The 20,909-nt window shown below is 70.1% G+C and carries 19 protein-coding genes; 8 read left to right on the plus strand and 11 right to left on the minus strand.

The features are described from left to right. Positions 1 to 60: 60 nt before the first annotated feature. Together SACXIDRAFT_RS20980 and SACXIDRAFT_RS23740 are read right to left on the minus strand one after the other, a co-directional pair. Positions 61 to 3,264 (minus strand): amidohydrolase family protein, encoded by a 3,204-nt coding sequence (locus SACXIDRAFT_RS20980; RefSeq protein ID WP_040922865.1) that lies wholly within the window; start codon positions 3,262 to 3,264, stop codon positions 61 to 63. Between the two features lie 255 nt (positions 3,265 to 3,519). Next, complete coding sequence (locus SACXIDRAFT_RS23740) at positions 3,520 to 6,771, minus strand: ATP-binding protein (RefSeq protein ID WP_198284332.1); 3,252 nt, start codon at positions 6,769 to 6,771, stop codon at positions 3,520 to 3,522. A gap of 83 nt (positions 6,772 to 6,854) precedes the next feature. On the opposite strand from SACXIDRAFT_RS23740, the gene SACXIDRAFT_RS20990 reads away from it, so the two are divergent. Both SACXIDRAFT_RS20990 and SACXIDRAFT_RS20995 read left to right on the plus strand, forming a co-directional pair. Further along, entirely contained in the window at positions 6,855 to 7,757 is a 903-nt protein-coding gene (locus tag SACXIDRAFT_RS20990) for an NAD(P)-dependent oxidoreductase (RefSeq protein WP_040922312.1), read from the plus strand. Continuing rightward, positions 7,754 to 8,632, plus strand: a complete 879-nt coding sequence (locus tag SACXIDRAFT_RS20995) for an NAD(P)-dependent oxidoreductase (RefSeq protein ID WP_006240695.1) — start codon at positions 7,754 to 7,756, stop codon at positions 8,630 to 8,632. The genes SACXIDRAFT_RS20990 and SACXIDRAFT_RS20995 overlap by 4 nt, the downstream gene beginning before the upstream one ends. Here the strand turns inward: SACXIDRAFT_RS20995 and SACXIDRAFT_RS21000 are convergent. Next, positions 8,619 to 9,227 carry a TetR/AcrR family transcriptional regulator gene (locus SACXIDRAFT_RS21000; protein WP_006240696.1) on the minus strand — a complete coding sequence of 203 codons (609 nt, stop codon included), beginning with the start codon at positions 9,225 to 9,227 and terminating at the stop codon, positions 8,619 to 8,621. The genes SACXIDRAFT_RS20995 and SACXIDRAFT_RS21000 overlap by 14 nt on opposite strands. Before the next feature lie 105 nt (positions 9,228 to 9,332). Here SACXIDRAFT_RS21000 and SACXIDRAFT_RS21005 point away from each other — a divergent pair, with 105 nt between their 5' ends. Beyond that, positions 9,333 to 10,172 (plus strand): SDR family NAD(P)-dependent oxidoreductase, encoded by an 840-nt coding sequence (locus SACXIDRAFT_RS21005; protein WP_006240697.1) that lies wholly within the window; start codon positions 9,333 to 9,335, stop codon positions 10,170 to 10,172. Between the two features lie 72 nt (positions 10,173 to 10,244). Here the strand turns inward: SACXIDRAFT_RS21005 and SACXIDRAFT_RS21010 are convergent, their stop codons facing one another. After that, complete coding sequence (locus tag SACXIDRAFT_RS21010) at positions 10,245 to 10,970, minus strand: dienelactone hydrolase family protein (RefSeq protein ID WP_006240698.1); 726 nt, start codon at positions 10,968 to 10,970, stop codon at positions 10,245 to 10,247. Between the two features lie 188 nt (positions 10,971 to 11,158). Further along, positions 11,159 to 12,091, minus strand: coding sequence for a helix-turn-helix transcriptional regulator (locus SACXIDRAFT_RS21015; protein ID WP_006240699.1), 933 nt, complete (start codon positions 12,089 to 12,091; stop codon positions 11,159 to 11,161). Positions 12,092 to 12,184: 93 nt separating this feature from the next. Between SACXIDRAFT_RS21015 and SACXIDRAFT_RS21020 the strand changes: the two genes are divergently transcribed. The 3 genes from SACXIDRAFT_RS21020 to SACXIDRAFT_RS21030 all read left to right on the plus strand — a co-directional run bounded on the left by SACXIDRAFT_RS21020 (position 12,185) and on the right by SACXIDRAFT_RS21030 (position 14,092). Then, positions 12,185 to 12,586, plus strand: coding sequence for a VOC family protein (locus tag SACXIDRAFT_RS21020; protein ID WP_006240700.1), 402 nt, complete (start codon positions 12,185 to 12,187; stop codon positions 12,584 to 12,586). Positions 12,587 to 13,025: 439 nt separating this feature from the next. Further along, a complete protein-coding gene (locus SACXIDRAFT_RS21025) occupies positions 13,026 to 13,457 on the plus strand; it encodes a hypothetical protein (protein WP_006240701.1) in 432 nt (143 codons plus the stop codon). Continuing rightward, positions 13,457 to 14,092 carry a DUF3558 domain-containing protein gene (locus SACXIDRAFT_RS21030; protein ID WP_006240702.1) on the plus strand — a complete coding sequence of 212 codons (636 nt, stop codon included), beginning with the start codon at positions 13,457 to 13,459 and terminating at the stop codon, positions 14,090 to 14,092. The genes SACXIDRAFT_RS21025 and SACXIDRAFT_RS21030 overlap by 1 nt, the downstream gene beginning before the upstream one ends. Positions 14,093 to 14,301: 209 nt before the next feature. Here SACXIDRAFT_RS21030 and fmdA read toward each other — a convergent pair whose 3' ends face one another. The 3 genes from fmdA to SACXIDRAFT_RS21040 form a co-directional block, all read right to left on the minus strand. Then, the gene (fmdA, locus tag SACXIDRAFT_RS21035; RefSeq protein WP_006240703.1) at positions 14,302 to 15,543 is read right to left on the minus strand and encodes a formamidase; all 1,242 of its coding nucleotides are present in this window, start codon (positions 15,541 to 15,543) and stop codon (positions 14,302 to 14,304) included. Positions 15,544 to 15,571: 28 nt separating this feature from the next. Continuing rightward, the gene (locus SACXIDRAFT_RS22575; RefSeq protein ID WP_006240704.1) at positions 15,572 to 15,850 is read right to left on the minus strand and encodes an FmdB family zinc ribbon protein; all 279 of its coding nucleotides are present in this window, start codon (positions 15,848 to 15,850) and stop codon (positions 15,572 to 15,574) included. Positions 15,851 to 16,076: 226 nt separating this feature from the next. Beyond that, the gene (locus SACXIDRAFT_RS21040) at positions 16,077 to 16,847 is read right to left on the minus strand and encodes a putative protein N(5)-glutamine methyltransferase (protein WP_040922867.1); all 771 of its coding nucleotides are present in this window, start codon (positions 16,845 to 16,847) and stop codon (positions 16,077 to 16,079) included. A gap of 187 nt (positions 16,848 to 17,034) precedes the next feature. Between SACXIDRAFT_RS21040 and SACXIDRAFT_RS21045 the strand changes: the two genes are divergently transcribed. Next, on the plus strand, positions 17,035 to 17,472 hold the full coding sequence (locus tag SACXIDRAFT_RS21045; protein ID WP_006240706.1) for a lactococcin 972 family bacteriocin: 438 nt from the start codon (positions 17,035 to 17,037) through the stop codon (positions 17,470 to 17,472). A 103-nt stretch (positions 17,473 to 17,575) separates the two neighbouring features. Here the strand turns inward: SACXIDRAFT_RS21045 and SACXIDRAFT_RS21050 are convergent, their stop codons facing one another. After that, a complete protein-coding gene (locus tag SACXIDRAFT_RS21050; RefSeq protein ID WP_040922314.1) occupies positions 17,576 to 18,640 on the minus strand; it encodes a tyrosine-type recombinase/integrase in 1,065 nt (354 codons plus the stop codon). A 719-nt stretch (positions 18,641 to 19,359) separates the two neighbouring features. Beyond that, a complete protein-coding gene (locus SACXIDRAFT_RS21055) occupies positions 19,360 to 19,758 on the minus strand; it encodes a hypothetical protein (RefSeq protein ID WP_006240708.1) in 399 nt (132 codons plus the stop codon). Between the two features lie 203 nt (positions 19,759 to 19,961). Between SACXIDRAFT_RS21055 and SACXIDRAFT_RS21060 the strand changes: the two genes are divergently transcribed. After that, a complete protein-coding gene (locus tag SACXIDRAFT_RS21060; protein WP_006240709.1) occupies positions 19,962 to 20,372 on the plus strand; it encodes a RidA family protein in 411 nt (136 codons plus the stop codon). Between the two features lie 23 nt (positions 20,373 to 20,395). Here SACXIDRAFT_RS21060 and SACXIDRAFT_RS21065 read toward each other — a convergent pair whose 3' ends face one another. Then, positions 20,396 to 20,776 (minus strand): winged helix-turn-helix transcriptional regulator, encoded by a 381-nt coding sequence (locus SACXIDRAFT_RS21065; protein ID WP_006240710.1) that lies wholly within the window; start codon positions 20,774 to 20,776, stop codon positions 20,396 to 20,398. Positions 20,777 to 20,909 lie beyond the last annotated feature (133 nt).

Raw genomic sequence — 20,909 nt, forward strand, 5'->3', positions numbered from 1 at the left:
CCGCCTCGTGCCCTGGCCGGTGTTCCCGGGACACGAGGCGGCGTCACTGCCCTGGCCGGACTAGGTCGTTCCGCCCGCCTGCCGAGGTTCGTGCCGATGGCCTGGGTCGTCGTAGGCGCTGCAGGAGTGGTCGTAGGCGTCGGCCACCACCTCGGGGGCATGCCACCAGTAGCGCGACCCGGCCGCGGGGTCCGCCCACTCCGCCACCGTCGTGGCCGGCTCGGCAGCGGCAGCAGAATCCGCTTCCGTGGCCACCGGGGTCGCGGTGTGGCCGGGAGTGTAGGGGCGCAGCAGTTCGTCGCGGGTGAACAGGTGCCCGCCCACCATGGTGGCCTCGACGTTCATCGCGGCGTCGATGTCACGCAGCGGGTCACCGCGCACCATGATGAGGTCCGCGATCTTGCCCGGCTCCAGGGTGCCCACGTCGTCGGCGACGCCGAGGTTCTCGGCGGCGTTGACGGTGGCGGTGCGCAGCGCGTCGTACGGTGTCCAGCCGTAGCCGACGAGTTCCCGCAGGTTGGCGTGCAGTCCCACACCCACGTACGCCAGCGGCGAGTCGGTGCCCGCGACAACGCGGCCTCCCGCGTCGGCGACGGCCCCCAGCGCCCGCACCTCCCGGCAGTCGGCGGTGGAACAGTCCGGATCGGACGGTGCTGTTGTGTTGTCATGGGTGTCGGCGAGCAACTTCTGCCGGGTCCACGGCGGATACAGCGCCAGGCGCGGATCCGAGGCGATCTCCTCCGCCCCCAGGAACTCCGTGGTGAACAGCGTGGCCGTCACCGAACGCCGCCCTTGCCCGTAGAGGGCGGCGACGTCGCCGTAGGAGGTGGCGGTGGCGGTCAGGGTACGCGCGTAGCCGAGCCGCTGGGTCGCGGCCAGATGCGTCGTGCCGTCCTGACCGAGGTGAGCACCGGGGGACAGGTAGTGCGACGCCGAGGGCACCCCCAGCTCGTGGGCGGCGTCGATGACGGCGCGCATCCGGTTGGCCGGCAGTCGCACATAGGTCTTGAGCATGTCGTAGTCGAGAGCCTTCGCCCTGGACAGCTCCAGCTCCACCTGCGCGTCGCTGGTGGTGGGGCGCATGAAGTTGTAGTAGACGCGGGAGCCGTCGATCGGCTCCCCGGTGGCGTGGAAGCGGGGGCCGACCCGGGAGCCGGAATCCAGCGACTCGCGATCCTCCACCGCCCGATACACCTGGTCGCCCACCGAGAGGGTCGAGGTGATGCCGTAGGCGAGACTGATCCTGCCCTGCCGGTCGCCGTAGAAGCGGGACTCGTACTCCTGATGCACATGGGAGTCCATGAGCCCGGGAAGCACAGTGAGGTCGGACGCATCGACGAACCGGCCCTCACCGTGAGCGCCGCGACGATGTGATGTCACCGACGCGATCCGGTTGCCCTCCACGACCACATCCACGTCGTGGCGGAGGCGGCGGCTCGCGCCGTCCCAGAACGCGCCGGCGTGGATGACCGTGCGGCCCCGCGCCACGTCGGGGCGGTAGTGCAGGGGCACGTTCACGTCGCGGGCCTCACCTGTGGCGACGTCGGCCAGCCGCAGAGTCCCGTTCGACAGGTACAACAGCCGCCTGGAGTCGCCGCTCCACGAGGGGGCGTCAGCGACCTCGCCGTTGAGTTCGCGCGCCGGGCCTGCCGGGGTGCCGTCGGCGGCCACCGGCATGACCCGCAGCGTGGAGTTGACCACGAAGGCCATCGACCGCCCGTCCGGTGACCACACGGGACCGTCATCGCCGCGCGTGGAGATGGAGGCGTGCTCCCCGCCAGGGGCGTGGAAGGTCTGCTTTCCGGTGGCCACATCGACGGCGAGGATCTGGCTGGTGCCCTCCCTGAACCGGGCCGAATACGGTTTGACCGCCGCGAACGCGAGGGTCTTGCCGTCGGCCGACCAACTCGGGCGGCCCGGCCCGAACAACGACGGCACCAGTTGCCGCACCCTCCCCGTGCGCAGGTCGAGGACGTAGGTGGCGCCGTCCTGGTCCTGAAACGCGAGTCTGGTGCCGTCGGGGGAGAAAGCGGGGGAGGTCTCGGCGCCGTCGAGCGCGGTGACCCTGCGTTCGGTGCCGTCCCGCAGATCCCGCACATACAGGTCGGGGGTGCCTGCCCGGTCGGTGGCGTAGGCGAGGAGGCGCCCGTCGGGGGAGAACACGGGATTGCTCTCGGCGGCGTGGTCGTGGGTGAGCCTGCGAGGTGTGCCGTCGAGCGGCATGAGCCACAGGTCGTTCAGCGCGACGAACGCCACGTGCCGCGCGTCGGGCGAGAGGGCCGGGGTGAGGATGCCCCGGACGGGATGCCTGCCGGTGTCGTCGAAGTCGTGATCCTTGCGACGGTACTCCACGCGGGGTATCTCGATCGTGGCCTCGAACGGGATGTCCCCGGCCGTGCCTGCGGTGAGGTCACGCGAGCGCAGCGCCCCGTCGGCGGTGTAGAGCAGCCGCTCGTCGTCGAGCCAGTCGGCGGCGAAGAGGAACACGTCCTCGCCGTGGGTGACAGCCCTGCCATCGACGACGAGGTCGGCGCGGGTGCCGTCGTGGCGCACGTAGGCGAGATGCTCGCCGTCCGGCGACCAGGAGGGAGCATGCAGTCCGGCTTTGCCCTCGGGCGCGGGCACGAGGGTGCGGGTGGTGCCGTCGGGAGCGACGGCGGCGATCTCCGTATCGGCGACGTAGGCGAGGTCTTCCCCTCCGGGATGCCAGGCGGGCGTGTGCTCCTGCCCCGGCCCGTCGGTGCGGCGGGTGAGTTCGCCGGTGGCGACGTCCACGGTCCAGATGTCGTAGGAGCCGCCCCGGTCGGAGGAGAACGCGATCGTGCGGCCATCCGGTGACCAGCTCGGTTCGCGGTCGTCGAACCCGCCGTGGGTGAGCCGCACGGGGTCACCGCCGTCGGGGCCGGCGATCCAGATGTGAAAGCGGCCGTCGGCGTAGCCCTGGTAGGCGATGCGGCCGTCCGGTCCGACGTCGGGTCGCGCGGCTTCGGCCTCCACCGAGGTCAGCCGCTGCGCTTTCCCTCCGCCTGCGGGGACACGGAAGAGCAGTCCTTGCAGGTCCATGACCACGCTGCCGTCCGGCGCGGCCGACGCGGTGAGGTTGGTCCCTTCGGTGACGGTCACCGACACGGCCCCTGCGTCAGCCGACACGGGGGAGTGCGGGACGGTCGCCAGTCCGGCGCTGAGCACGACGGCGACACCGAGGACGGTGAGCCTGGCCGTGGTCGCGCGCGGTGACAGATCTCTGCGATCCAACACTGGTATCGCCACCCTTCCCGGTGCAGTTCCGAGAAGATCCACACTGGTACATACCACTGTCGCGCCGATATCGGCGAAACGAGGGATGCGGTGGCCGAAACCGGCCATCATCGGTGACACAGCGCAGCCGTCGCGGCCATCACGACCACGCCTCGGGTGGCGAGAAAGGGCCGAGGCCACCTCGGCAGCGACGTTGTGGACACCGCGCCCACCTCGGGAACCGCGCCGCACTCGCCCACACCCCCCGCACGACGCGAGCCGTCACCGCGCACCGGCGGGAACGGCGGCGGCCTCGGCAATCCGCGCGGCGATGCGGTCCACGTCGCCGCGTTCACCCGGCCGCAGCGGCACACCGACACCCGCGCGGATGCGGGCGGCCACCGCGAGCAGCCGCCGCGCCCTCCGGGTGTTACCCGCGAGAGCCTCGGCCCCGGCGAGGCCCTCGACGCCGAGCGCGACGGCCCTGGGGTCACGGCTGCGGCGGGCCGCGGCAAGGCCCTCGCGCTGCCTGCGCATCGCCTCCTCCGCGTCCCCCCGCAGTTCGGCGACGAAACCCAGCTCGGCGAGGATGAGCGCTTCGCTGGACGGCGCGTCGTGGTCGCGGTGCCAGCCGAGCAGCACCGTCAGATGACGCTGCGCCTCCTCCAGCGCGCCTTCGCGGCGCGCACCGAGCGCGAGGCCCGTGCGCGCGTACATCTCGCCGGGCGAAAAACCCTGGTCGGTGGCGATCCGTAGGGCTTCCTCGTGCAGGCGGCGAGCCTCGGCGAGATCACCGCGCAGCAACGCCACCCGGCCCAGCCACGAGGTCTGATACGACATCTCCGGCCGCAGCCCGAGTTCATCCGCCATGGCCAAGGCAGTGCGGAAGCCGTGCTCGGCCTTGACGTCGTCGCCGTGCAGGCCGGCCAGCGTGCCCGAGATGAACGCCGCCTGCAACTGGCCCCACCGGTCGCCGAGCTGTGCGAACAGCGCCGAGCACTCGTCGGCGGCGATATGCGCGCCGGGCAGGTCACCGACGGCGAGCCGCTGACTCGCCAGATCGCCGAGCGCGGCGGCGATACCCCACCGGTCGCCGCAGGAGCGGAAATCCTCCAGCGCGCGGCGGGTGGCGCGTTTGGCCGCCCGCAGGTCCCCGACCGTGCCGAGTGCGTGGCCGAGCCACCACAACGCCCGCGCGCGAGCCCCGTCCCGCCGACCACCTCCGAGCCGGTCGGCGACATCGCCGACCGAGCGGGCGAGCCGGTGCCCGGACAGCAGTTCCAGACCGGCCAGCCAGGCCGACACCACCTCCGCCTCGGGCGCCTGGGGGGTCTCCGAGTCCATGACGGCCAGGGTCTCCCGCAAGGCTCTGCGGGCGGTGGAGAGCCTGCCCCGCAGGAACCAGTACCAGGTCAGCGTGATGACCAGGCGGGCAGCGGCAACCGGCTGCCGCGTGCCCAGCAGGGTGTCGAGGGCAGCACTCAGGTTGGCCGACTCCACGTCGAGGTCGCCGAGCAGGCAACACTGGCCCGGACCACGCAGGCCGTGGTCGGCCGCCGAGGCCAGCTCCGCGTACACGTCGGCATGGCGGGCGCGGGCGGTGCCGGTCTCCCCGGCGTCGGCGAGCTGCTCGAGACTGTACGCGGCGACCGACTCCAGCAGCCGGTATCGAGTGGCGGTGCCGTGGGCCTCCCGCACGACGAGCGACCGATCGACCAGCCGCGCGAGCACCTCGGCGACATCCTCACCTGCCACGTCACCGCCCGCGCACACGACCTCAGCCTCGGCGAGCCCCGCCCCACCGGGGTGCACCGCCAGCCGTCGCAGCACCGCGCGCTCGGTGTCGTCCAGCAACCGCCAGCTCCACTCGATGACCGCGCGCAGGGTGCGCTGCCGTTCCGGCATGTCACGGGGACCTCTTGTGAGCAACCGGAACCGATCGTCCAATCGGGACAGCAGTTCGTGCGGGCCCATGCTCCGCAGGCGGGTGGCCGCCAGCTCCAGAGCAAGGGGAAGCCCGTCGAGTCTGCGGCAGATCTCGCTGACGGCGCCCACAATGTCCGGGGTGAGCGCGAATCCGGGCACGGCCGCCGTGGCGCGGTCCATGAACAGGCGCACGGAGCTGAAGGTCACCGCCCGCTCCACAGCCGCAGCGTCGCCGTGATCTTCATGCACGCCGTCGTGGCCGGGGGACACCGGACGCGAGGGCCGTTGCGGGACACCCAGCGCGGGCACCTCCCACAGCGCTTCCCCCGCCACCCCGAGCGGTTCCCTGCTGGTGGCCAGCACCCGCAGCCGAGGAAGAGCGCGCAGCAGGCGGCTCACCACGGCCGCCACCGGCTCGACCACCGCCTCACAGTTGTCCACCACCAGCAGCAGCCTGCGATCGCGCAGCGCGCCCGCGAGCTGATCGAGCATCGAGCGCCCGCCGCGGCTCGCGCTCTCCTGCACACCGAGCGCAGCGGCCAGCGCGTCGGCGATCCGCTCGACCGGCACCGGACGTCCGGGGTGGTCGCGTTCGGCACCGGCCAGCTCCACCAGCCACACGCCGTCGCGCACCGACGGAAGTTCCCGGGTACCGACCTCGACGGCGAGGCGCGTCTTGCCGACACCGCCGGGTCCGGTGAGGGTGACGAGGCGGTGCGCCCGCAACGCCGCGCGCACCGCCTCCACGGCGGTGTCACGCCCAACAAGACCTGTGAGAGGCACCGGCAGGTTGGTCTGCTCGGTCCGCGTCAACTCGGCCCGCGCCCGCCCGGCACCCTCGCGCTGCGCCGCTGTGGCGCCGAGTGCGGGATCGTGCCGCAGGATCGCCTCGTGCAGGCTGCGGATCTCCGGGCCGGGGTCGGCGCCCAGCTCCTCGGCCAACCGCGCGCGCAGATCGGCGAACGCGGCCAGCGCCTCCGTCTGACGCCCCGCGAGATAGAGGGCACGCATGTGCAGGCCGCGCAGGCGTTCCCGCAGTGGATGCCGCGACACCACCTCGGCCAATTCGTCGGCCAGCCCTGCGAGATCGCCACCGGCGTCGAGCCGGGCCTGCGCCAGCTCCTCGCGGGCAGCCAGCTCCTGCCGCGACAGCCGGGCGGCCTCGGCGACGAGCACGGGCTGGGCGAACTCCTCCAGCGGTTCCCCCCGCCACAACGCCAGAGCCTCGCCGAACACCGCCACCCGGCCGTGCGGGTCACGCGTCCCCGCCGCTTTCGCCGTCAGCAGCCGGAACCGGCAGGCATCGACGGCGGCACCGGCCACGTCCAGCACATAGCCGCTGCCTCGTCGCACCACCAGCGCGCGGGCACCGGGCTCGGCCGCCTCCAGCGCGCGCCGCAGCTGGGAAACCTTCGTCTGCACGGTGTTCGCCGGGTCGGACGGCGCCGCGCCCTCCCACAGCGCCTCGACGATCCGGCCGAGTGGCACCTCGGCGCCCGCGTTGAGCGCGAGCACCGCCAGCAACGCCCTGACCTTGCCTTCCCGGACACGCACCGGCGTACCCGCGTCGGTCCACACCGCCAGCGGCCCCAGCACCCCGAAACGCACGGCCCCACCGTAGCCGCGCGCACTGACATTCCCGTGCGCCGCCCGTGCGGAATCCGTGCGCGCGGCCTCGCATCGTGGTCGGTATGGAACGACCACCACCCACCTCCGTCACGGTGCTGGGCCTCGGCGCGATGGGATCCGCACTGGCCACGGCCCTGATCGACGCGGGCCACGCCGTGACGGTGTGGAACCGCACCCCGGCGAAGACAGCACCGCTGGTCGCCAGGGGCGCGGCACGGGCAGGCGACATCGACGAGGCTCTGCGAGCCGGCCAGGTGATCGTCACCTGCCTGCTCGACCACACCGCCGTCCACGACGTCCTCGACGACCACGCGGGCGCGCTGGCCGGGCGCACACTGGTCAACGTCACCAACACCACACCGGAGGGCTCCGCCGAACTCGCCTCCTGGGCGGCCTGCCACGGCGCCGAGTTCCTCGACGGCGGCATCATGGCCGTCCCGCCGCAGATCGGCACCCCGTCGGCGTTCGTCATCTACAGCGGCTCCGAACAGGCGCTGGAGACCGCACGCCCGGCGCTGGAGGCGTTCGGCGACGTCCGCTACCTCGGCAGCGACCCGAGCCTGGCCGCGTTGCAGGATCTCGCGCTGCTCAGCGGCATGTACGGCATGCTCGGCGGCATCCTGCACGCCTTCGCGCTCGTGCGCACCGGCGGGATCACCGCCCGCGAGTTCGCACCCGTGCTGCGGGAGTGGCTGACCAGCATGGCCGCGTGGGCCGACTCGGCGGCAGGGCGCATCGACGACGGCGACCACGCCGGGGACGTCGTGTCCCCCCTCGCCATGCAGGCCGCCGCCTACGACGCCTTCCTCACCGTGGCCCGCGACCGTGGCGTCAACCCGCTGCTGCTGGAACCACTCGGGCAGCTGCTGCGCCGCCGCACCGACGACGGTCACGGCCACGAGGACATCACTGGCGTCATCGACGACCTCACCACCACGACAACAACGACAGGAGACAACGCATGAGCACCAACGACACCCGCGAGCCCGTCACCGTCATCGGCCTCGGCCCGATGGGGCAGGCCATGACCACCGCCCTGCTCGGCGCGGGCCACCCCGTGACAGTGTGGAACCGCACGGCCTCCCGCGCCGACGCCGTCGTCGCCAAGGGAGCCACCCGTGCCGCCACCGTCGCCGACGCACTGGCCGCGAGCGAGATCGTGCTTCTCAGCCTCACCGACTACCAGGCCATGGACGACATCCTGTCCACCGCCACCGACTCCCTGGCAGGCAAGCTGATCGTCAACCTCAGCTCCGACACTCCACAACGGACCGTCGAGGCGGCGCGCTGGCTGAGCGACCACGGCGCCCGTCTGCTCGTCGGCGGGGTCATGGTGTCCGAGGAGCTGGTGGGCACCGAACAGTCCTACGTCTTCTACAGCGGCCCTCGCGACTCGTTCGACGCGCACGAGGCGACGCTCGCGGTGCTGGGCAGGCCCGACTACCGCGGCGAGGACCACGCGCTGGCCCAGCTCTACTACCAGGCGCAGCTCGACATCTTCCTCACCTCACTGGCGGCCTACCTGCACGCCACGGCGCTGCTGAAGGCCGCTGGCGTGCCCGAACCGACGTTCGCGCCCTACGCCACGGAGATGTTCGACATGGTGTCGTATTTCCTGCGAGGCATCGCCGAGCAGCTCGAACGCGGCGACTACCCGGGTGACGGGGCATCGGTGACCATGATGGGAGCCACCGCCGACCACATCGTCGGCGCCAGCGACGCGGCCGGAATCGACGCCACGCTGCCACGGGCGGTGCAGTCCTACTACCACCGCGCCATCGCGGCCGGGCACGGCGGCAACGGCTGGCCGAGCCTCTACGAGGTGATCAGGAAGCGGTGACGGGCTCGGGCGGCGCGAATGCCCGCAGCGCCGCCTCCACCAGCGTGTCGGCGTAGTCGGGGGTCAGCGGGCCGGTGCGCAGCAGCCAGCGGCGGAACAGGGGAGCGAAGAGCAGGTCCAGCACGATGTCGAGATCGGCGTCGGGGGACAGCTGCCCTGCCCGCTGGCCGCTGCGCAACCGCTGCCGCTTCGCCTCCTCCAGCTCGGCGGTGTGTTCGGCGTAGGCGGCGGCCAGGCCAAGGTCGTGCGCCAGCTCGGTGGTCAGTCCGCGGATCAGCGCGTCGAACGTGGGATCGGCGAACTCGGCCGCCGTGGCCCGCAGCACCTGCTTGAGATCGCCCTCCAGATCACCGGTGTCGGGAAGGGCGAGTTGACCTTCGCCGTTCTCGCTCAGAGCGCGCACCGCGTCGAGCACCACCGCGCCTTTGGACGGCCACCAGCGGTAGATCGTCTGCTTGCCCACGCCCGCGCGGGCGGCGATGGCTTCGATGCCGACCTTCGCGTAGCCGTGTTCGGCGACCAGCGCGCGCGTGGCGTCCAGGATCGCGCGGCGGGAGCGTTCGCTGCGGCGAAGGGAACCTCGGGGTGATGTCATGACCACATCCTAGACCGAGACGAGACGTTGCGTCTTGACAAGCGATGTGCGGGTGCGCATGATAAAGCGGAACGCAACGTCTCGTCTCGTCTTGTCTGGAGTGTCATGACCACCACCGCCCCGTCCCAGCCCCGCGTCTGGTTCATCACCGGCGCATCCCGAGGGCTCGGCCGAGCCTTCACCGAGGCCGCGCTCGCGGGCGGTGACCGTGTCATCGCCACCGCCCGCGACGTCAGCCCCCTCGACGACCTGGCAGCAGCCCACGACGGCGCCCTTGTCACGCTGCCTCTCGACATCTCCGACCACGCCGCCGTGGTGTCCACGATGGACAAAGCAGCCGCCGTCTTCGGTGGCCTCGACGTCGTCCTCAACAGCGCGGGCCAGTTCCTCCTCGGCATGATCGAGGAGACCACCGAGCAGCAGGCCAGAGCCCACCTCGACACCAACTTCTTCGGCGCACTCTGGGTGGCCAAGGCCGCGATTCCGCATCTGCGGCGCCGGGGCGGCGGAAGGCTGCTCCAGGTCTCGTCGATGGGCTCCGTCGGCGGCCATGCCAGCGTCGGCCTCTACGGTGCGGGCAAGGCCGCGCTGGAGGCGATGACCGAAGCGCTGGCCATGGAGGTCGCCCAGTTCGGCATCGCCGTCACCGTCCTCAACGCGGGCGGCTACGACACCGGCCTGTTCACCAAGGGCCTCACCAACACCGAACCCGACCCCGCCTATGCCGACCTGCGCGCCGAACTCGCGGCGATGTGGAGCGAGGGAGTCTCCGACGACCCCGCCAAAGCGGCCGCCGTCGTCCACGACATCGTGAACATGCCCGAACCACCCCGGCGCGCCATCCTCGGCAGCACCTCGTTCGACATCGTCCGCGATATCGCCAAGCAACGTCAGGCCGACCTCGAACGCTGGGAAGAACTCAGCCGCGCAGCCGGACGCGGGTGACCCTGCCCGCCAAGCCTGCTACTACAGAAGTAGTCACTTCGAGATCGAAGGAACGGCGGGCTGGAGTGAGGATCACTTTGTGACGGGCAGGCACTCGGTGAGCAAGGCGACGATGTCACGCCAGGCTCGCTGGGCGTGCCGTGGGTGGTAGCCGACGCCGGGAGGCGCGGCGTGGTCTACCGGTGGGTGGTGGAAGGCGTGCAGGGCTCCTCCGTAGACCACGAGGCGCCAGTCAACACCTGCGGCCTGCATCTCCGCGGTAAACGCCTCCCGTTGCGCGGGCGGCATGATCGGGTCTTCCGACCCGACCCCGGCCCATACCGGGCAGCGAATACGTGCCGCCTCACCCGGTCGGCCCGTGAGCAGTCCGTTGACTGTCCCGATCGCGCGCAGGTCGGCGCCATCGCGCCCAAGTTCCAGCGCGACGGCGCCCCCGGTGCCGTAGCCGATGGCGGCCGTCTGGTCGGGATCGACCCGAGGTTCGGCACGCAACACGTCGAGCGCGGCGTGACCGATTTCTCGCATGCGGTCAGGCTCGCCGAGCAGCGGCATGCAACGGGCCAACATTTCCTCCGGGTCGTCCAGATAGCGTCCGCCGTGGAGGTCGAAGGCCAGCGCCACGTACCCCAGCTCAGCCAGAGCCTCGGCCCGCCGGCGCTCGACATCGCTGAGCCCCATCCCTTCGGGTCCGATCAGGACTCCCGGCCTGCGCTCGGCACCGGCCGGGAGCGCAAGGTACCCGATCATCGTCAGATCGTCGGCCGGATATTCGACCGTACGGGTTGTCACTGTCGTCATGCGACTGGACAGTAATGGCCGTTGCGCGCGCTCCGGGTGGTGTTCACTGATGGCAGACAGCAATCCGTTCCGACGACACCACTCGGACGCATCGGTCGCCTGTCGTCACACGGTCGAATAACAACAGCTCCGACCGGCGTCCAACGAACTCAGTAAGTCCGGAGCCTGATGGCGACTCGGATCGGCACTCAGCCGTAGCGCGCCACCAACTCGCCGCCGATCCGCGCCAGCTCAACCCGCACCGGCTCAGGCTCCACAACCTCCAGCGCCGAACCCCACCCCGCGAGCTGCTCGGCCACCGACCTCGACGTGTGCGCGGCCACTCGCACCCGGCCCCCGGCCTCGTCCACCACAGTGCAGTGGCGGCCGAACTGTCTGCGCAAAACCCACACGAACCCGGGGTCAACCAGCACCGTCGCCTCAACCCCCGAACGCCGCCGCTCCACCTCCGCGACGATCTCCTCCCACGTCCGCGACAGATCCAGCGCCTCAGGACGCTCAGCCCGCTCGTCCGTGATGTCCACGGCCCGCACCCGGTCCACGCGGAACGTCCGACGCCCCGCCTCGGTGCCCGCCACGAGATACCAGACGTCGCCCTTCTCCACCAGCCCCCACGGATGCACCGTCCTCGGCCGCTCACCGCGCCCATAGGTCAACCGCACCACCCGCCGCGACACCACCGCACGCCGCAGTACCTCCAGCGACTCCGGCCCGTCGTCACCGGACTGCCCCCACCTCGCCGCATCGACCACCACCGAATCCGTCGCCGCCCGCGCCTGATCCCGCATCGGCTCCGGCAACGCCCGCACCAGCTTGCGCAGCGCCGACCGCAACGCGGGCGACACCGAAGCCCCCGTCACCGCCGCGCTCAACGACCACACCGCCGCCCGCGCCTCACCCTCCGTCAAACCGGTCAGATCCGTGCGCGCCCCACCCACCAGCGACCAACCCCCACCACGCCCTGGCTGCGCGTACACCGGAACCCCCGCCGCCGACAACGCCTCAAGATCCCGGCGCGCCGTCGCCACCGACACCTCCAACTCCTCGGCCAACTGCGCCGCCGTCACCCGCCCCCGCGCCTGCAACACCAACAAAGCCGCCACCAAACGATCCGCACGCATATCACCATCCTCGCGCGGAAAAGTGCTCACAGGATGAGCACTTCACCCCAGCACCATGGCTTCATCAGCAAGCACACCAACCAGGGAGACCCCATGTTGCGAGGACTGTCCACCGTCGTGTTCCAGGCCGACGACCTCGACGCCGCCCGCGAGTGGTACACCGACGTGCTGGGTGTGCCGCCCTACTTCGCCAAACCCGACGAAGGCCCCGCCGCCTACATCGAGTTCCGGCTCGGCGACCTTGCGCACGAACTCGGCATCGTCGCCCGCGCCTACGCACCGCATCCGGCGGCACCGCACCCGTCCGGCGCCGTCGTCTACTGGCATGTCGATGACGTGCAGAAAACCTACGACACCCTGCTCGCCAAGGGAGCCACCGAACACGAAGGCCCGACATGGCGCAGCGAGGACTGGCTGACCGCCTCCGTCACCGACCCGTTCGGCAACATCCTCGGCCTGATCCACAGCCCCCATTACCTGAACATGCTCCCGTAATCGTGTCCGCACCTCCTGCACGTGTGTCCGCACCTTGTGCACATCTGTCTGCACTTCCTGAGCGCCGGGCCGGGATCGTCAGGGCCTGATGTGACGACGGGAACCCGGCATGGCGAACAACAAGGGCCCCTGGCACGTGCAGAACGGTTCCGGCCGAAAACCGCGCTGCCAGGGGCTTTGCCACTCCGGACACCGACATCGCCGGTACACACCTGTGATCCAGCGAGCAGCCTTGCCTGTCAGTGCATCCGGCACGCGCGGCTCAGTGGGGGTGCCGCACCCCGCAGGGCCTTTTGAGCCTCGCGGTTTTCCGGACGGTGAGGGTTCGGTCACGCTACGATGCTGCTCGTTCGCGGATGAGGTGAGGGGGCGAGCAGGAATGGAAACCAGCGAGGGAACTGGTGATCTTCCCGCCGGTGGCGCCGAACGGAGGGCGTCGGTGGAGCCGGGTGACGGCGGTGCGGCCGGTGGTATGGCGAATCTGTGGAACGGCGTGAATTTCATCGTGGACGGCAAGCCGTCGGTGCCGGGCGCGGAGGGTGGCTTCGACCTCGATCTCGCCACCGCCGAAGGCCTCTACCGGGAAGCGGTCTCTCTGGCCGAGGATCTGGAGGAGGTGAGGCGTGTTGCGGAACGCCTTTGCGAGACTCAGCCGCCTGCCGATGATCCGGCCAGCGTGAGTTTCAACAATGCCGGTGTGGAAGCATTCAAAGCGGGCGCTGTGCACGTCCAGGCCGAAGTCGATTACTACTGGAGTCTTGCCAGGGCCTTGGGCAAGGCGTTGGGCCTGTATCAGGAGTCCGACGAGCAGGCGGGACGTGACATCACCGCTTCCGGCGGCGAGTCCGACTCCGGTGGAGGTTTCATCTGATGAAGCGCATGGGCGCGGTGCTGTGCGGTTGTGCTGTGGTGGTCGCCGCCGGCTGCTCAGCGGAGCAGAGTGGGGAAGCGGCACCGAACCTTGGAGCGTCGATGTCCCGCTCAGCGAGTTCTCCAGGCAGCCCAGGGTTGCCGCACAGTGGTGCTCCTGCGGTGACGGATCCGCTGCCGGAGTCGGTGCTGTCCAGCCACCCGTGCGAGGTGCTCACGCCGGAGCAGGTGCGGCAGGCGTTGGGACGGGGCGCGTCGGCGGGGGAGCGTAAGGATCTGGAGCCGGTCGGGCCGGGCTGCGATTGGTCGAACTCGGAAAATCTCGGGGCCGGGTTCCAGATTGGCTTCAGTGTCGTGTCGCGGCAGGGGTTGAGTGCGCAGTATGCGAATACGAAGCCCCAGAAGGCGATTTTCCGGGAATTGACCTCGGTCGCCGGGTTTCCTGCCGTGGCGTTCAAGGACAGCGAGGACAACCGTCACTGCACTGTGGCCGTCGGACTGGCGAACGAGTTTTCAGTAACGGCCACTGTGAGTTTGAGTTTCGAGCAGGAATCGGAAGGCACCGACTCCTGCGTTCCTGCGGAGAAGGTCGCCGCGATGGTCGTGGGGAACCTCAAGGCCAAAGCGGGCAGATAGCCGATCGGGCGTTCTCGGTGAGCCACCCAAAGTTCCAGCTCACGGACCACCTGGCGGGACCACGGCGCCTGCCTCGGGCACGATGGTGATGACGCTGCCGCACCCGGACACGCCGCCCCACGCCGGTCAGCGATCGTCGTCGCGAGCCCGCCGATGAGCCGTGGCTCCCATGGTGGCGAGGTGAACTGCCACACTGCGGGGGAGAGGGGTCAGCCACTCACCGCACACTGGCCCCGATCCACCTTCCTCGGCGCCTGCGACGACGGCCGGGGATCGAAGTCGAACACCTCCACCGGGATGTACAGCGTCGCGCAGGCGTTCGGAATGTCCACCACACCCGAGAACCTGCCCTCGATCGGCGCCGCCCCCAGCAACAGATACGCCTGCTCCCGCGTGTACCCGAACGTCGTCAGATAGTCGATCGCGTGCAGGCACGCCCGCCGGTACGCCAGCGTCGAATCCAGATACCGCTGCTCGCCGGACTCCGTCACCGACAGCCCCGCGAACGTCAGGTACTCCGAGTACCTCGGCTCTACCCGGCCCGGGATGAACACCGGTGTCTCCACCCCGTACATCTCCATACCGCCCTTGATCACGTCCACGTGCAGATCGACGTAACCGCCCATCTCGATCGCCCCGCAGAACGTGATCTCACCGTCGCCCTGACTGAAATGCAGATCACCCAGCGACAGTTTCGCCCCAGGCACGAACACCGGATAGAACACCCGAGAACCCCGCGACAGGTTCTTGATGTCCTGGTTGCCACCGTTCTCCCTGGGCGGGGCCGTCCGTGCCGCCTCCGCGGCCACCCGTTCGAACTCCGCACCCGACAACGACCCCAGCAGCGCGTTGTGCGGCTCCGGCGGCAACGCCAACGGCGGCACCGCCGACGGGTTCGTCGCGATCAGATCCCCCTCACGCCGGTTCCACCGCGCTAGCAACTCCGCCGACGGCGCCGTCCCCATCAGACCGGGATGGGCGATCCCCACGAACGACACCCCCGGCAGATGCCGCGACGTCGCCGTCTGCCCGTGGAAGTCCCACACCGCCTTGTACGCGTCGGGGAAGTGGTCGGTGAGGAACCCGCCACCGTTCTCCCGCGCGAAGATGCCCGTGTAACCCCAGCCCTGACCCGCTACCGGGCCCTGCTCCTGCGGCACCGGACCGAGATCCAGAATGTCCACCAGCAACAGATCACCCGGCTCGGCACCCTCCACCGCGATCGGACCGGACAACTGGTGCACCATCGACAGATCCGCGTCACGCACGTCGTTGGCGGAGTCGTCGTTGTGGATCGTCCCGTCGAACCACTCGCGGCACTCCACCCGGAACTCCTCACCGGGCCGCACCGTCACCGCCGCGGGCACATCCGGATGCCACCGGTTGTGCCCGCGCACGTCCTGCTCGGCGAACCGGCGCGACTGATCGACACTGAACTTCACCTCAGGCATGGCACATCCCCTCACCAATGTGGACAGTTCACGGCCGGGGCAGACGCGCATGCCGGGGGTCCCGGCTCACCCGCGTCGTCCCGGATCGCGGCGGCGCCGACACCACGCCCGGCTGCTCGGCGGTCCGCTCGGCACTCTCCATCGCCCGCCACACCGCCGGATCACCACGACGGAGGCGGGGAGCGGTGAACCTCCGCGCCGACGCATCACCACACCGCGGACACGGCCACCGCGACCCGGCCTCACCCATCGCCGCCCGCACGTCGAAGTCACCGCACCGCCTGCACCGAAACGAGTAGGTCACCATGCTCCAGCCCCGAGGTCCGTGGCACCGCCGACACCGCCGACACCGTTGTCCGGGGGTGACTTCCCGGCCGCGAAGCGGCTAAACGGAGGCGGCGCAACGAGCGTGCCCGCACCCCAGGAACGCAGGTCCGCACCTGCCGCACCCACCCGACAGTGAGGCACGTCCGCAGACTGCCAACACACGGACGTGAACTACCAACACACGTGCACAGGCTGCGGACACGGCATCAGGGGGAGAGCGCGGACACCACGGTGGCATCCCGCTCCGCGCACGAGCGCACCTCAGGAACCAGCCCCGCCGCCTCCGCCGCCGCCACCGCCGCATCCACCTGCGACACCCCCACCTCGAACAACACCCGGCCGCCCCCGCCCAGCCACCAAGGCGCGACGCCGAGCAACCGCCGCACCATCGCCAACCCGTCACGCCCGCCGTCCAGCGCAGCCAACGGCTCATGTTCCCTGGCCTCGGGCGGCATCCACCGCACCGCCGCACTCGGCACATACGGAACGTTCGCCACCAGCACATCCACCCGGCCCGCCAACTTCTCCGGCAGCGCCGCGTCGAAATCGCCCTCCCACACCTCGGCCCCCGCGCCTGCCAACGTCCGCCGAGCACACCGCACCGCCACCGGATCGACATCCGCCGCGAACACCCTCACCCCGGGCACCCTCGCCGCCACCACCGCCGCGATCGCCCCCGCACCGCAACACAGATCGACCACCACCGAGCCCGCTCCCGCGAGCGCCACCGCAGATTCGGCGAGGAACTCCGTCCGCCGACGCGGCACGAACACACCGGGCTCCACCACCACGCGCAAACCGCCGAACTCCACCCACCCCAGCAGGTGCTCCAACGGAACCCCCGACACCCGCCGCGAGACCAGCGACTCCAACCCCTCCGCATCGGCCGCCGCATCCGCCAGCAACCCCGCCTCCTCCTCAGCGAACACGCACCCCGCCGCGCGCAGCCGCTCCACCACCAACCCGGTGTCCGTCATCCCCGCAGGGTACGCGGCGGTGGCCGCCGAGCCGCAGCACTCACAGCCCACACCCCTCCGACCTCAACCACCTGACACACGGCCACTCAGTCGATCATGGATGCACCGTTCAGCCGATTGCCCACCGCGAAATTGTCATTAATTGATGAAGTCTGACGTTGTGCACGACCAAGGAGACAACAAAACAATGAAGCGCCCCCTGCGCAGGATGGCCCTCACAACGGGTGTTGCGATGGCCCTCACCAGCACCATCTTCGCGACCGGCGCCGCTGCCGCCACCCCCGGGGACACGGCCACGACGAACAATGCCGGAATCCGCGTCGTCGCGCAGGCGCACACCGCTACCGGCGGCTGGGGCGAGTACGCGATCGACGACACCGCCGACGACATCACCATCCAGGTCACGGAGAGTGTCGGCGGCGGCATCTGGAGCCACGGTGCCACAACCAATCTCATCGGCCAGAAGGTCTGCTACTCGCAGTACCGGCACAACTCCGTCTCACACGGCTCGTCCGTGACGATGGACGGCAGCAAGGACTCCGACTGGGTCGGCCCCGGCGCGGTCTCCGACGCGAACATCACCAAATACACCACCGCGACCTGCAGGACCTACTGGAGCAAGTGATCGTGGCACCGGATGCCGTCGCCGCGCTGCAGCGTTTCACCAGTGCAGCGTTCCACCAGCCCGGCGGCGACACCCACCCACGCGACCAGTCCGCTCACGGACGTCACGGCCGCGCCAGGGGAGACTCCTCGATCGCCTCCGCCGCGGCGCTCATCGAGTCGTCCATGTACACCGACGTGGTGGACAGGCTCGCGTGCCCCGCGATCTGCGCCACCGTCGCGATGTCCACACCGGCCCTCGCCAGGATCGTCAACGCCGTGTGGCGCAACGAATGCGGAGTCGCCCGCCTTCCCAGGAACTCCCTCGTGTAGCGCTGCACCATGCGCTGCACGTCCCTCGGCGACAGCCGCCAGCCCCGGATCGACACGAACAGCGCGCCCTCCGCGTCGGCGATCCGGCGACGCTCCACCGGATCGTGTGCCGCACTCGGCACCGGGGGAGAGGGCCGCTCCTCGGCGAGGTACCGCTCGATCACCTCGGCGGTCGCCCTCGACAGCGGCAAGTCGCGGTCCTTGCGCCCCTTGCCCCGCACATGCAGCACAGGCGTTGCGGTCTCCTCGTGCGACCGGATATCACCGCGGTTCGCGCCACACAACTCCGACACCCGGGGACCCGACTCGACGAGCAACCGCAGGATCGCCTCATCACGCAAACTCAGCTTCTGGTCGGCCCGCAAACGGCTGGACGCGCGCTCCGTCGGCGCCCCGCGCAGCACCAGCGCCTCGTCGAGCCGCAACCCGACGCGCGCACCGGCCGCCCTGCTCGGGGGCCTGGGCGGCGAGACCTTCAACGTCGGGTCCAGTTGCACGTAGCCTTTGTCTGCGGCCCAGCGGAACAGGCCCCGCACGGCGACGAACCACCGCGCCAGCGAGTACGGGCCACGGCCGGGGGGAGTGGAGCCGTCCTCGGCGATCTTTAAGCCGACCCGGTAACGGCGGTCGGGCGCCTTGGCGAGTGTGGTCAGTGCGATCTCGAGGTCGTCGGCCTCGATCGAGTCCAGTTCCGTCTCGGGGCCGAGGAGAGTGGTGAACTCGATGAGATCGCGACGGTAGGAGGTGAGGGTCGCCTCGCTGAGCTGAGCGCGCATCACGCGCCGTTCCAGGATCTCCAGGTATTCGAGTGTCGCGTCGCGTACCGTGATGTCGGACAGCCGTTCCGGTTTCGCCACAACACGATCGTAGCGATATGGAGCATGTCGTGGACTGCACAATACACGACATGGATTCACGTTTCGGGTCACACGGTACCGCCGGGGGCCGGAGGCACGCCGGTCCCCGGCCATGATCAAGTAAGTCGGCGCCCACGGCTTCGCCACGACATCGCTCAGCTCGCTTGCCGACGATGCCCGGGTGAAGGTCTCGGGGTCGCATCCGTTCACCGCACGTCCTGAGAGGGGACACCCTTCATGCTGCGGACGGCGGGGAGACCCGTTCCGGCCGACCCGCTCCGGCCGGAACGGGTCGGGATCGTCGCACCGGCCGCTCACGCGGAAGCCCTCGACACTCTGGGGGCGACACCAGGCCGGGCCGCACGACCACAGCCCTGGAAAGCAGCCGCCGGAGAACCCCGGCTCCTCGAAGCGAGGCACACACGATCTCGCGTTGCTGATCCCCACGGATTTCCGAACCTCGACTGCATCGAGGTCGGCTGTGTGGGCCTGCATCCGGCCACACCGAACCGACACCGCGTGACGCCTGCTGTGGTCACGCGGCCAGGGGAGGTCTCCGAACCGCTCGCGCAGGACTTAACTTGACATAATGTCTCTTATCGGCGTTGCGGGATCGTGCCGGCAGGGGTGGTCGAACTCGACAACTGTGCTCAGACTCGGCGGCCTGCGCACTCGGTTCGACGGATTTCGACGCGTTCGCCTGTGTTCGAGGTCGGCGGTCAGCGCAGGCGTTCGAGATCCTGCGCCGATCGGGCCAGCTCGTCGGCGAGGCTGCGCAATTCCTCCGGGTTCGCGCCTTCCCGCGCGGCGGTGACGATGTCCTCCGCGGCGCAGCGCAGTTGGAACAGCCGATCCTGGAGCGCCGCGACCTCGGTTTCGGACAGCACCACCGCATCGGCGGGCAGGCCGCCACGCTGCACGGCCGTACGCCGCTCGTAGGCGCGCTGGCGGCAGGCGTGCCCGCAGTACCGGCGCCTACGGCCGACTGTTCCCTGTGCGTCGAGGCGGCGCCCGCACCAGCCGCAATGCTCCGGCGCCGATCCGCGCCGCCCCCTCGACGGTAATTCGTCACGTGACGTTATGGCGCTGGTGTCCTGGGCTGCCCGATTGTCACTCATCGCACCCGACAGTAGCCGTTCGTCACCCGCGCCTCGCGTCGAGACGCGCCGCGGCTGACCGGCCCCGTTCGAGTCTCGCCCCACGGTCACCAGGAGGTGACCGGGTTACCGAAAAGTGCGTTCTTTCCAGGTCAGCCCCAGTCTCCTAAGGTTTCTCAGTAACCAACGGAGAGCACTTCGGGGCTCTCGCGACGAGGAGGCACATGAGCATCACCCTGATCAACCCTGACGGTCTGCCCCAGGCCGGCAGCCATCACCAGATGTCGGTGGCCACCGGTTCGAGGCTGATCTTCCTCGCAGGCCAGGTCGCGTGGAATGCGGACGGCGACCTCGTCGGGCGGGGCGACCTGGCCAGGCAGGTCGAGCAGTGCTATCTCAACGTCGCCGCCGCACTGGCCGAGGCCGGCGCGACGTTCGACGACGTGGCGAAGCTGACGGTGTATCTGGTGGATTGGACGCCCGAGAAGATGCCGCTGCTAGCCGAGGGCATCGCGTCGGCGACCGCGAAGCTCGGCATCACCACTACCCCACCGCTCACCGGGCTCGGGGTCGCCGCGCTGGCCGACGTAAGCCTTTTGGCAGAGGTCGAAGCCATCGCCGTCGTCGATCGATGACAGCCGGGGCAACCCCTGCCGCCTCACGTGCCGAACCGGCGGCGGGAAGCTTCGATGTGCCCGAGGTAGCGGTGGGTCCAGTCGCACATCCCGTCCACCGTGGCGCGCAGGGCCAGTCCCGGTTCGGTGAGCGTGTACTCCACCCGTGGCGGCACCGTGGGATACACGCGGCGTTCGATCAGGCCGTTGCGTTCCAGCATGCGCAGGTTCTGGGTGAGCATCTTGTGGCTGATGCCCTCGACCTCGTCACGCAGTTCGCTGAACCGGAGGGTGCGCTCCCCCAGCGTCTCTATGATCAACAACGCCCACTTTGTGGCGATGTCGGAAAAGATCTCCCGCGCCAGGGAGTCCGCTCGCCGCAGGTCCAGCTCCTCCGGTGAGCCTGTGAACGGTGTGGTGCCCATGCGATCCCCTCGACGACGTCGGTTCTGCCCCGCCAGGCACTCTCGCAAAGGTGGCGTGGTCACCACAAGAGAGCGTGGCGGGAAAGGGGCCGGGTTCGTCACGTCCTCGTGCCCGTGCCGCTCGCGGCGGGCA

The sequence above is a fragment of the Saccharomonospora xinjiangensis XJ-54 genome (assembly GCF_000258175.1).
GTDB lineage: Bacteria > Actinomycetota > Actinomycetes > Mycobacteriales > Pseudonocardiaceae > Saccharomonospora > Saccharomonospora xinjiangensis.

What these genes read in the sequence shown, in the direction of transcription:
- SACXIDRAFT_RS21015 (WP_006240699.1), bottom strand. Translation starts at nt 12,091, where the DNA reads ATGCGTGCGGATCGTTTGGTGGCGGCTTTGTTGGTGTTGCAGGCGCGG.
- SACXIDRAFT_RS20990 (WP_040922312.1), top strand. Translation starts at nt 6,855, where the DNA reads ATGGAACGACCACCACCCACCTCCGTCACGGTGCTGGGCCTCGGCGCG.
- SACXIDRAFT_RS22575 (WP_006240704.1), bottom strand. Translation starts at nt 15,850, where the DNA reads ATGGTGACCTACTCGTTTCGGTGCAGGCGGTGCGGTGACTTCGACGTG.
- SACXIDRAFT_RS21030 (WP_006240702.1), top strand. Translation starts at nt 13,457, where the DNA reads ATGAAGCGCATGGGCGCGGTGCTGTGCGGTTGTGCTGTGGTGGTCGCC.
- SACXIDRAFT_RS21045 (WP_006240706.1), top strand. Translation starts at nt 17,035, where the DNA reads ATGAAGCGCCCCCTGCGCAGGATGGCCCTCACAACGGGTGTTGCGATG.
- SACXIDRAFT_RS21010 (WP_006240698.1), bottom strand. Translation starts at nt 10,970, where the DNA reads ATGACGACAGTGACAACCCGTACGGTCGAATATCCGGCCGACGATCTG.
- SACXIDRAFT_RS20995 (WP_006240695.1), top strand. Translation starts at nt 7,754, where the DNA reads ATGAGCACCAACGACACCCGCGAGCCCGTCACCGTCATCGGCCTCGGC.
- SACXIDRAFT_RS21060 (WP_006240709.1), top strand. Translation starts at nt 19,962, where the DNA reads ATGAGCATCACCCTGATCAACCCTGACGGTCTGCCCCAGGCCGGCAGC.
- SACXIDRAFT_RS21065 (WP_006240710.1), bottom strand. Translation starts at nt 20,776, where the DNA reads ATGGGCACCACACCGTTCACAGGCTCACCGGAGGAGCTGGACCTGCGG.
- SACXIDRAFT_RS21055 (WP_006240708.1), bottom strand. Translation starts at nt 19,758, where the DNA reads ATGAGTGACAATCGGGCAGCCCAGGACACCAGCGCCATAACGTCACGT.
- SACXIDRAFT_RS21040 (WP_040922867.1), bottom strand. Translation starts at nt 16,847, where the DNA reads ATGACGGACACCGGGTTGGTGGTGGAGCGGCTGCGCGCGGCGGGGTGC.
- fmdA (WP_006240703.1), bottom strand. Translation starts at nt 15,543, where the DNA reads ATGCCTGAGGTGAAGTTCAGTGTCGATCAGTCGCGCCGGTTCGCCGAG.
- SACXIDRAFT_RS21000 (WP_006240696.1), bottom strand. Translation starts at nt 9,227, where the DNA reads ATGACATCACCCCGAGGTTCCCTTCGCCGCAGCGAACGCTCCCGCCGC.
- SACXIDRAFT_RS21020 (WP_006240700.1), top strand. Translation starts at nt 12,185, where the DNA reads ATGTTGCGAGGACTGTCCACCGTCGTGTTCCAGGCCGACGACCTCGAC.
- SACXIDRAFT_RS21005 (WP_006240697.1), top strand. Translation starts at nt 9,333, where the DNA reads ATGACCACCACCGCCCCGTCCCAGCCCCGCGTCTGGTTCATCACCGGC.